Here is a 9,163-nt window from a genome sequence, read left to right on the forward strand (position 1 = left end):
CCCGGCGAGCCGCCGCCGACCTTCTTCGAATACATCCCCGACAACGCCCTGCTGTTCGTCGACGAGAGCCACCAGACGGTGCCGCAGATCGGCGGCATGTACCGGGGGGACTACCGGCGCAAATTCACCCTGGCCGAGTACGGCTTCCGCCTGCCCTCCTGCCTCGACAACCGCCCGCTCAAATTCGAGGAGTGGGACGCCATGCGCCCGGACACGGTGCATGTGTCTGCGACGCCCGGCCCCTGGGAGATGGAGCGCACCGGCGGGGTGTTCACCGAGCAGGTCATCCGCCCCACCGGCCTGATCGACCCGCCCGTCGAGGTGAAGCCGGTCTCCGCCGACGGCTTCAGCCAGGTCGACGACGTCATTGACGAGGCCCGCCAGGCGGCCCGCGCCGGCTATCGCAGCCTGGTCACCGTGCTGACCAAGAAGATGGCCGAAGACCTCTCGGAGTACATGCACGAGCAGGGCCTGCGCGTACGCTACATGCACTCCGACATCGACACGCTCGAGCGCATCGAGATCATCCGCGACCTGCGGCTGGGCGCCTTCGACGTGCTGGTCGGCATCAACCTCTTGCGTGAGGGCCTGGACATCCCCGAGTGCGGACTGGTGGCGATCCTCGACGCGGACAAGGAGGGCTTCCTGCGCTCCGAGACCTCGCTGATCCAGACCATCGGCCGCGCCGCGCGCAACGTCGACGGCAAGGTGATCCTCTACGCCGACAAGATCACCGGCTCGATGGAACGCGCCATGGCCGAGACCAAGCGGCGGCGCGAGAAGCAGGAGATCTACAACGTCGAGCACGGAATCACGCCCGAGAGCATCAAGAGCCGGATCAAGGACATCCTGGCGAGTCCCTACGAGAAGGACCGCGTCACCGTGCCCGCCGGCGTTGCCGAGGATGGGGCCAAGCCGTTCATGGGCGACAACTTCAAGGCCACCCTGCGCGACCTGGAGAACCGCATGCGCGCGGCCGCGGCCAATCTGGAGTTCGAGGAAGCCGCCCGCATGCGCGACGAGATCAAGCGCCTGAAGCTGATGGACCTGGAGTTCGCCAACGACGTGATGACCCCGGCCGGAGAGACCGCCGACCGCGACGCGCCCAAGCGCACCCGATCCGAAGCCCGCGCCGAGGCGGCCGCGCGCTTCAAGAAGCACGGCGGGAAGCGGTAGGCGCGCCCCCAGCCCCCGGCGCGCCGACTACCTGACGTCGAATTCGAAGATGATCTCCGGCAGATGCTCGATCTCGACGCGGAGGATGTAGCGGCCAGCAGGATCGCCGTTGGCCACCTGCCAGGCGTTAGTGATCACCCCGGTGGCGGCGGAGACCTCGCGTTCGGTGATCGCGGTGCGGGCGTCCTCTGAGACCGCCACGCCGGCGTCCGTGACGCCCCAGCTGGACGCGGGCTTCGGCAGGACAAACGTCTCGCGCCATTTCAAGGTGGGACGTTCGGTGCGCACCAGCACCTCCCAGCCGTAGCCCTGACCGGTCTTCAGCGGCACGACGGTGGCCGGGGTGAGGATGTCGCGACCTTCCGCATCGACGCCGAGAGTCCCGAAGCGCGACTGCAGGACCTCGATCTTGCCGCCCGGCGCCGGGGCGTCCTGGACCGGGGCCTGGGCGAGCGCGGCCAAGACGGCGGCGAAGGTGAGACTCAGCATGGCGCGCTCCTGTCGATCGCCCTCACCCTAGCGCAGTGATTGACTCCGCATCAATGTTCTGATTTTGTTCTCACCAAGGCGCCTGTATGACATCGGGCGGCGGCGCAGGCGCAGAAGGCGTCTCGCATTCGGATCGCTTCTGCGCCGGTCGGCGCAAGATCAGCGCTCGGGCCCTTATCGTCCCGAAAGCGCACGGTGAATCCGACGTTATGTATCTCAGAATCCACGGCCGCGACGATCTGGCGCCTTTCGTGAAATCGGCACGGAACCTGGACCCGATTCGTACGGTAATAGGACAGGAAACGAGCGCCGCTTTGGGTGGTCTGTTGTGGACCGCGGGTGGACGCTCTGATCGCGACACTTGGGGATGCCATACATGTCACCTACGCTCGCCGTCGTCTCTGACAACGCCGCGCGCGACCCGCGCGCCGAAACGCTGTCGGAGCGCATTCGCCGCCTGCAAGCCGAAGCCCGCAACCTCGCCCGTGAGCACATCATGGCGCTACAGGCCGCGCTCGTCGCAGTCGAACGCCTTTCGGGTGAGATCGCCGAAGGCGGCGAAGCCTATCCGCCCGGCGTGCGCGACATCGCCCGTCGCCTGATCGAGGATTGCGAAGCCCGCGTGCAAACGCTGGAAGCCATCACCAAGCGCGGCTGAAGCCGGCGCTGAGCGCGAAGAATTCGCGCTAGCCATCGATCCCGCCCCTCTCCTGCGAGAGGAGGCGGCCTGCGCGGCGGGCGCAGCCCAGGTCGCGCGGCGATCGCCTCAGAACACCCAGAGCATAGCGCGTGTCCGCGCCTGGCCCGGCCCTAGCCGACCACGTCGGCGAAGTCCTTGTTGCGTCGCAACCAGGCGGCCGCATAGCCGCAGATCGGCGTGATCTTCAGCCCGCGCTCGCGCGCGTCCTGCGCCAGCGCGCCCATCAGCCGCCCGGCCGCGCCGGTGCCACGCAGGCTGTGCGGGCTTTCCACATGGTCGATATAGAGACGCTCGCCCTGCAGCCGGTAATCAGCCCAGGAGGTCTCGCCCTGCTCGTCCATCTCGTAGCGCGAACGGGCGGTGTCGTTGCGAAGTTGGCTCATCATGCATCCTGAAACGATGTCGCGCCGTGATTCGATCCCGGCTAGCTTCGACACGTGGCGACGACTTTGGGAGAGCGCAAGATGAACCGCAGACTGGCCTGTCTGGCCGCAGGCGCAGCGATGGTCGCCCTCTCCGGCTGCGGCGACAAATCCGCCGGGGACAAAGCCGCCCCTGCCAAGACGGGAACCCCCTCCGACGCGTCGGCCACGGCCAGCGGCCCCTCCGTCGCCATGACCCCGCCACACCGCAAGCCGGGCCTGTGGGAGCAGAAAGTGTCGATGAGCGGCATGGACCAGACCACGCGCCTGTGCCTCGACGAAGCCGTCGAGCAGAAACTGTCGTGGTGGGGCCAGCAGGCCACCAAGGACATGTGCGCCAAGACCCGCATCGCTCCGCGCCTCGACGGGGCCTGGGAGATCGCCTCGGAGTGCGACATGGGCTCGGGCGGCAAGACCGTCACCAATGGCGTGGCTGTCGGCGACTTCGCCACCGGCTATCGGATGGAGGCGACCACGGTCACCACAGGCGCCGGAGCTCCGCAGATGAACGGCGAACACAAGATGGTCGTCCAAGCGACCTGGAAGGGCGCCTGCCCCGCCGGCTTCAAGCCCGGCGACATGGAACTGCCGGGCGGCATGAAGTTCAACATGATCGACATGGCCGGCAAGACCCGCTCGGCGGGCTGAGCCTCAGGCGGCTTCCACCGCCATCGCCACCGCCTCGCCCCCGCCGATGCACAGGGAGGCGACACCCCGACCGCCGCCGCGCGCCTGTAGCGCCGACAACAGGGTGGCGAGGATCCGCGCGCCGCTGGCGCCGATCGGGTGGCCGAGCGCGCAGGCCCCGCCATTGACGTTCAGCTTGGCGCGATCGAGGCCCAGTTCCTGTTCGGCGATCATAGCCACCGCGGCGAAGGCCTCGTTGACCTCGAACAGGTCGACGTCGTCGACGCTCCAACCAGCCTTGGCCAACGCCTTGCGGATCGCCGGCACCGGCGCGGTGGAGAACAGGGCCGGCTCATGGGCGTGTGAAGCGTGGGCGGCGATCCGCGCCACCACCGGCAGGCCCAGGCGTCGCGCGGTGGATTCCCGCATCAGCACCAGGGCGGCCGCGCCGTCGCTGATCGAGGACGCGTTGGCCGCGGTGATCGCCCCGTCCTTGGCGAAGGCGGGCCGAAGCGTCGGGATCTTCGCCGGGTCGGCCTTCAGCGGCTGCTCGTCGTGCTCGACGGTCACCGACCCGCCGCGGCCGTTCACCTGGACGGGCGTGATCTCGCGGGCGAAGGCGCCGCTCTCGGTCGCCTTGCGCGCGCGCTCGAGGCTGCTGATCGCATACTCGTCCATCGCCTCGCGGGTGAGCTGATAGCTCTTCGCCGTCTCTTCGCAGAACGAGCCCATCAGCCGGCCAGGCTCATAGGCGTCCTCCAGGCCGTCGAGATACATGTGATCGAACGCCGTATCGTGGCCGATCCGCGCGCCGCCGCGGTGCTTGGTGAGCAGGTAGGGCGCGTTGCTCATGCTCTCCATGCCGCCGGCGACGATGATCTCGGCCGAGCCGGCGGCGAGCGCGTCGTGCGCCAGCATGGCGGCCTGCATGCCGGAGCCGCACATCTTGTTGACCGTGGTCGCCGCCACCGAGAGCGGCAGGCCCGCGCCCAGCGCCGCCTGACGGGCCGGCGCCTGGCCAAGCCCTGCGGGCAGGACGCAGCCCATCAGGATCTCCTCGACCGCGTCGGGGGCGAGCCCTGCGCGCTCGATCGCGGCGCGTACGGCCGCGGCCCCGAGTTCGGTGGCTTTGACGGAGGCCAACGCGCCCTGGAAGCCGCCCATGGGCGTGCGCGCGTAGCTGACGACGACGATCGGATCGGTGCTCATCGCTAAGATGTGCGACGTCGATGGGCCGGCCGCAATACCGGTTCAGGCCGACGCGCGCGTGGCCGCGATGAATCCGCCCCCCAGCACACGGCTGTCGTCCTCGGCGGCGTAGAGCACGCAGGCCTGGCCGGGGGCCACCCCCTCCTCCGCCATGTCGAACGCCACGGCCGCTTCGCCGTCCAACAGCGTCAGGCGAGCCGGCGCAGGTTCGCGGGTCGAGCGTACCCGCGCCAGCACCTGGCGACCGACGGCCGCGGCCGCCTCGATGGTCGGCTCGTCCCCCAGCCAGTTGGTTTCCTTCAGCGTCAGGGCCGCGGTCAGCAGCGCCTCGCGCGGGCCGACGATCACCTGGCGCGCGTCGGCGTCGATGCGCACCACGAACAGCGGATCGCCGACGGCCACGTTCAGCCCTCGGCGCTGGCCGATGGTGTAGCGGGTGACGCCCTCATGGCGGCCCAGCACGCGGCCGTCCTGATGGACGATGTCGCCGGGCAGCGCGCCCTGCGGCCGCAACCGGTCGATCAGCGTGGTGTAGCGGCCTTCCGGCACGAAGCAGATGTCCTGGCTGTCCGGCTTGGCGGCGACATTGAGCTCCAGCTCGGCCGCCACGCGGCGGACCTCCGCCTTCGGCAGTCCGCCCAGCGGAAAACGTAGGTAGTCCAGCTGATCGCGCGTGGTGGCGAATAGGAAATAGCTCTGGTCGCGGGCCGGGTCCGCCGCCCGCATCAGCCGCGCGCCCGCCGGGTGGGCGGCGCGCTGGACATAGTGACCCGTGGCCATGGCCTCAGCGCCCAGATCGCGGGCGACGTCCAGCAGGTCGCGGAACTTCACCGTCTGATTGCAGCGGATGCAGGGGATCGGCGTCTCGCCACGCAGGTAGGCGTCGGCGAAATCCTCGATCACCTGGTCGCGGAAGCGGCTTTCGTAGTCGAGCACATAGTGCGGCACGCCGATGGCGTCGGCCGCCTGGCGCGCGTCATGGATGTCCTGACCGGCGCAGCAGGCGCCCTTCTTCTGCACCGCCGCCCCGTGGTCGTAGAGCTGCAGGGTCACGCCCACTACATCGTAACCGGCGCGAGCCAGCAGCGCCGCGGTGACCGTGGAGTCCACGCCGCCCGACATCGCCGCGACGATACGCGCGCCGGCCCGCAGGCCGACGGCCGCGCGCACCGCGTCGATCGCCGCATCGGTATGAAGAACAGGCGCGTTCATGGCCGCCTATTTAGCGGCTCGGGCGCGCCATTGCGAGGTCGCTACCGCAGCAGGTTGATCAGCGAGCTTTCCTGCAGCGTGCGGAACACCTCGGCCGCCGACTGCACCGCGAGCTGGGCGGCCTGCATCCGGCTGATCGCCGCGGCCATGTCCACGTCGGTGATATCGCCGATCATGCCGCCGACGATGTTCTGCCGCGAGACGAGGTCCTGCCGCACCGCCTCGACCCGCTTCTGCACCAGGCCATTGCGCCCGGTGATGTTGGTGACCTCGGTCGTCGCCGCATCCCAACTGGCCAGCTGCCCTTCCAGGAAGGTGCGCTGCGCATCGGTGAGCACGCCGCCGAAGGACCCGGTTCCGCCTTCCTCGAAGGTCTGGAACGCCTTGTAGGCGGTCAGCAGGTTCGTGCCGATGTCGCTGGCCTTGATGCCAATGTCCACGGTGGTCGACTCGTCCACCTTGGAGCGCACGTCGAAATTGTCGTTCTTGAAGAAGTCCGCGATCACCGAGCCCGGCGCGGTCAGCGCCGCGAGGCCGGTCGCCACCGCCGGCTTGGTGTTGATCTGGCCGCCGGAGAACAGGTACTTGCCGCCATAGCGGGCGTTCATGCCCTCCACCGCGTTGCGCAGTTGGGCGTCCACATCTTCGACCAGGGTGTCGGCCCGACCGCTGGCCAGCGCCTCGGCGATCGCCTCGCGGGTCGCCTTGATGGCGTCGCTGACCTGGCTGAGCGCCGTGTCCTGGGTGGTCAGCCGGTCCGCGATCAGGGCGTTCTGCTCCAGATAACCCCCCGCGCGCGCGTTCACGGAGCGCATGGCGGTGAGCATCTCGGCGTTGCGCGCGTAGTCCTTCAGGTCGCTGCCGTTCTTCTGGGTGGAGACCTGCTCGCCGGCTTCGACCTGCTTGCGCTGGGCGGCCATCAGGTTGGCGAGGATCGCAGAGTAGTTCCCGACGGTGGAGACACGGTTCATGGCGGGGTTCCTCAGATCATCGCCGTCAGGACGTCGAACATGTCCTTGGCCGCCTGGATCATGCGGGCCGAGGCGTTGAACGCCTGTTGGTAGGTGGTGAGCATGACCAGCTCTTCGTCGAGATTGACGCCTTCGACAGACTGGCGGCGCGCGGTCGCTTCGGTCTGCACCGATTGGGCGCTGGTCATGCGGGTGTCGGCGGCGGCGGCCTCACGGCCGATCGAGCCGCCGAATTCCTGGGCGTAGCGTGAGACCGTCATGGTCACCGCGCCCATCGTGCCGGCCGCGCTGAAGCCGGTGGGCATATCGCCGGCGCCGGCCATCGCCAGGGCGCCGGTGCCATCGCCCGGCCTCAACGCCGGCGTCGTGCCCGCCGTGGTGTCGAGCTTGCCCAGCGCCAGCTTCATCGGATCGGCGCTGATGGCGGCGTCCATGGTGTAACGGCTTGCGCGCGATCCGCGATCGATCGAGCTCAGTCCGAACAGTTGGCTCAGGCCCGGACCGCCCACTCCACGCTGGGTGGCGTCGGAGATGACCGACAGGCTCGCGTTCGCCGGCTGGGTCGCCGTGAAGGCCAGCGCCCCGTTGGCGTCCAGATTGAACTGTCCGTACAGGCCGACGCCGCTCGACGTGCTGTTCAGCGAGGTGAGCAGATCGCTCATGTTGGCCGCCGCCGGCATCGCCACCTGCACCTGGGCCAGCGGCTTGCCGTCCGCCTGGGCCATCTGGAAGGTGATCAAGCCGCCCGGCGTGAAGCCATGGGCGTCGGTGGATTTCAGGCCGGTGTCGTAGTTGGTGAAGCCGGTGGAGCGGATCACGTCGTTGAGGCCGAAGAAGGCGGAGAAGCCGCGGCCGGCCTTGGCCGAGGTCCCCTCGTCAATGGCCACGCCATTGCCGCCGGCGGCAGAGACCGTCAGCGCGCCATTGGCGAAACTGGCCGTGCCGAATGCGCCCAGCGCCGTATTGAGCGCCGTGATCGGGTTGCCTACGAACGGGGTCGCGGCGGCGCCGTCGACGCTGATCGTGCTGGCGCCGAAGTCGACGGTCACCCGGCGCTGCATGACGCCGTTGGCGTTGACGATCGCCACCGTGCTGGAGCCGGTGAAACCGCTGGCCGCGGTCGCGGAGTCGAGACCGGTGTTGCGGCCGGTCATGCTGGTCGGCGCAGGCAGCGACGCCGAGGCGTTGTGCACCGCGTTGATCCGATCGACCGCACGCGAGACGAACTCGCCGAGCTGGCTCGACAGGCCGGGCAGCTTGTCGTCGCGCAGGTCGAGCAGGCCGCGGATCTCGCCGGAGTTGACCTGGATGGCCTGGGCGACGCCCAGCGCCGGCGCGGCGGTGATGTAGCCCTTCGAGCCGTCGGTGCGATTGTAGGTGAGCCTCGCCGCCCCCTCGCCCGCCAGCACCACGCCCTCGGTGGAGCGGATGGTCACCCCGCCGTCGGGGCGTTCCATGACCTTCACATTCAGCAGGGTCGACAGCTCGTCGATCAGCTGGCTCTGGATGTTCTGCGACCCCGAGGCGTCGCCGCCGACCAGCGTCGCGCGGCTGATGTCCTGGTTGAGCTTGTCGATCTGGCCCAGCAGGTCATTGGCGCGGCCGACGTCGGCCTGGATCTGGGTGTCGAGATTGGCGCCGAGGTCCTCGATCTGGCCGTTGATCCGGTCGGCGTCGCTCAGGAAGTCCTGCATGTTGAAGATCGCCTGGCTACGCACCAGGCTGGAGGACGGGTCGTCGGCGGCCGACGCGAAGGCAGACCAGACGTCGTCCAGGCGGCTGAAGAAGAAGCTGTCGCTCGACGGGTCGCCGAACAGACTCTGGGCGTTATCCAGATATTGCGAAACCACGCCCCAGCGACTGGCGTCGGATCCGGCGGTCAGGCTGGCGAGCTGCAGATACTGGTCCGTAATCCGCTTCACGCCCTCGATCTTGACGCCCATGCCCTGGCCGGCGACCGCCAGCGGCTGCTGGTTGACGGTCTTGCGGACGTATCCGGGCGTGTTGACGTTGGCGATGTTGTCGGAAACCGTTCGCAAGCCGACCTGGGCGGCCAAAAGGCCCGAGTTCGCTGTCTTCAGGGCGACGGACAATGACATCGACTGCTCTCCACTCGGCAAAGCCTGACGCGCGACCCGGCTGAATCTGCCGAGGGTTTGGTGAACGCGCGCGCAAGGCGCTCCGAAAAATCTTTTGTTTTCAGCGAATCCCACCTGGGCGTCGCCGGCCACGGCAAACAGGAGCGCAAGAGCTGCGCCAACCGTTGGCGCCGAGCGCCGGCCGGATCGGCGCCGGCGGGCGGCAGCAAAGGCCTATCTTTCCGCCCACCCGGCAAAAAACGTCGCTTTGGCGGTCCT

General features: G+C 68.7%; 10 protein-coding genes. 4 read left to right on the top strand and 6 right to left on the bottom strand.

Annotation, left to right across the window (positions count from 1 at the left end):
* A partial coding sequence (locus tag Q8M88_RS14085; RefSeq protein ID WP_305597788.1) for a helicase-related protein occupies window positions 1-1,176 on the top strand: 1,176 nt, incomplete at its 5' end.
* A 27-nt stretch (window positions 1,177-1,203) separates the two neighbouring features.
* On the opposite strand, the gene Q8M88_RS14090 is transcribed toward Q8M88_RS14085, so the two are convergent.
* Window positions 1,204-1,665 carry a hypothetical protein gene (locus Q8M88_RS14090; RefSeq protein ID WP_305597789.1) on the bottom strand — a complete coding sequence of 154 codons (462 nt, stop codon included), beginning with the start codon at window positions 1,663-1,665 and terminating at the stop codon, window positions 1,204-1,206.
* 376 nt (window positions 1,666-2,041) lie between these two features.
* Between Q8M88_RS14090 and Q8M88_RS14095 the strand changes: the two genes are divergently transcribed.
* Window positions 2,042-2,323 carry a hypothetical protein gene (locus Q8M88_RS14095; RefSeq protein ID WP_305597790.1) on the top strand — a complete coding sequence of 94 codons (282 nt, stop codon included), beginning with the start codon at window positions 2,042-2,044 and terminating at the stop codon, window positions 2,321-2,323.
* Window positions 2,324-2,475: 152 nt separating this feature from the next.
* On the opposite strand, the gene Q8M88_RS14100 is transcribed toward Q8M88_RS14095, so the two are convergent.
* Window positions 2,476-2,748: a GNAT family N-acetyltransferase gene (locus Q8M88_RS14100; protein WP_305597791.1), complete on the bottom strand. Its 273-nt coding sequence runs from the start codon at window positions 2,746-2,748 to the stop codon at window positions 2,476-2,478.
* 81 nt (window positions 2,749-2,829) lie between these two features.
* Between Q8M88_RS14100 and Q8M88_RS14105 the strand changes: the two genes are divergently transcribed.
* Window positions 2,830-3,435, top strand: a complete 606-nt coding sequence (locus tag Q8M88_RS14105; RefSeq protein WP_305597792.1) for a DUF3617 family protein — start codon at window positions 2,830-2,832, stop codon at window positions 3,433-3,435.
* Between the two features lie 3 nt (window positions 3,436-3,438).
* On the opposite strand, the gene Q8M88_RS14110 is transcribed toward Q8M88_RS14105, so the two are convergent.
* From Q8M88_RS14110 to flgK, 4 genes are read right to left on the bottom strand one after another with little or no spacing between them, the layout of a single operon-like run.
* Window positions 3,439-4,623, bottom strand: a complete 1,185-nt coding sequence (locus Q8M88_RS14110) for an acetyl-CoA C-acyltransferase (protein ID WP_305597793.1) — start codon at window positions 4,621-4,623, stop codon at window positions 3,439-3,441.
* 42 nt (window positions 4,624-4,665) lie between these two features.
* A complete protein-coding gene (gene mnmA, locus Q8M88_RS14115) occupies window positions 4,666-5,835 on the bottom strand; it encodes a tRNA 2-thiouridine(34) synthase MnmA (protein WP_305597794.1) in 1,170 nt (389 codons plus the stop codon).
* A gap of 41 nt (window positions 5,836-5,876) precedes the next feature.
* Window positions 5,877-6,806, bottom strand: a complete 930-nt coding sequence (locus Q8M88_RS14120) for a flagellin (protein WP_305597795.1) — start codon at window positions 6,804-6,806, stop codon at window positions 5,877-5,879.
* A gap of 11 nt (window positions 6,807-6,817) precedes the next feature.
* Window positions 6,818-8,905, bottom strand: a complete 2,088-nt coding sequence (gene flgK / locus Q8M88_RS14125; RefSeq protein ID WP_305597796.1) for a flagellar hook-associated protein FlgK — start codon at window positions 8,903-8,905, stop codon at window positions 6,818-6,820.
* Window positions 8,906-8,965: 60 nt separating this feature from the next.
* Between flgK and Q8M88_RS14130 the strand changes: the two genes are divergently transcribed.
* A partial coding sequence (locus tag Q8M88_RS14130; protein ID WP_305597797.1) for a hypothetical protein occupies window positions 8,966-9,163 on the top strand: 198 nt, incomplete at its 3' end.

Source organism: Phenylobacterium sp. (assembly GCF_030693805.1).
Lineage (GTDB): Bacteria > Pseudomonadota > Alphaproteobacteria > Caulobacterales > Caulobacteraceae > Phenylobacterium.

Excerpts from the sequence above, each read along its gene's own strand:
- flgK (WP_305597796.1), bottom strand. The coding sequence starts at position 8,905 with ATGTCATTGTCCGTCGCCCTGAAGACAGCGAACTCGGGCCTTTTGGCC.
- Q8M88_RS14095 (WP_305597790.1), top strand. The coding sequence starts at position 2,042 with ATGTCACCTACGCTCGCCGTCGTCTCTGACAACGCCGCGCGCGACCCG.
- Q8M88_RS14090 (WP_305597789.1), bottom strand. The coding sequence starts at position 1,665 with ATGCTGAGTCTCACCTTCGCCGCCGTCTTGGCCGCGCTCGCCCAGGCC.
- Q8M88_RS14100 (WP_305597791.1), bottom strand. The coding sequence starts at position 2,748 with ATGAGCCAACTTCGCAACGACACCGCCCGTTCGCGCTACGAGATGGAC.
- Q8M88_RS14120 (WP_305597795.1), bottom strand. The coding sequence starts at position 6,806 with ATGAACCGTGTCTCCACCGTCGGGAACTACTCTGCGATCCTCGCCAAC.
- Q8M88_RS14105 (WP_305597792.1), top strand. The coding sequence starts at position 2,830 with ATGAACCGCAGACTGGCCTGTCTGGCCGCAGGCGCAGCGATGGTCGCC.
- mnmA (WP_305597794.1), bottom strand. The coding sequence starts at position 5,835 with ATGAACGCGCCTGTTCTTCATACCGATGCGGCGATCGACGCGGTGCGC.
- Q8M88_RS14110 (WP_305597793.1), bottom strand. The coding sequence starts at position 4,623 with ATGAGCACCGATCCGATCGTCGTCGTCAGCTACGCGCGCACGCCCATG.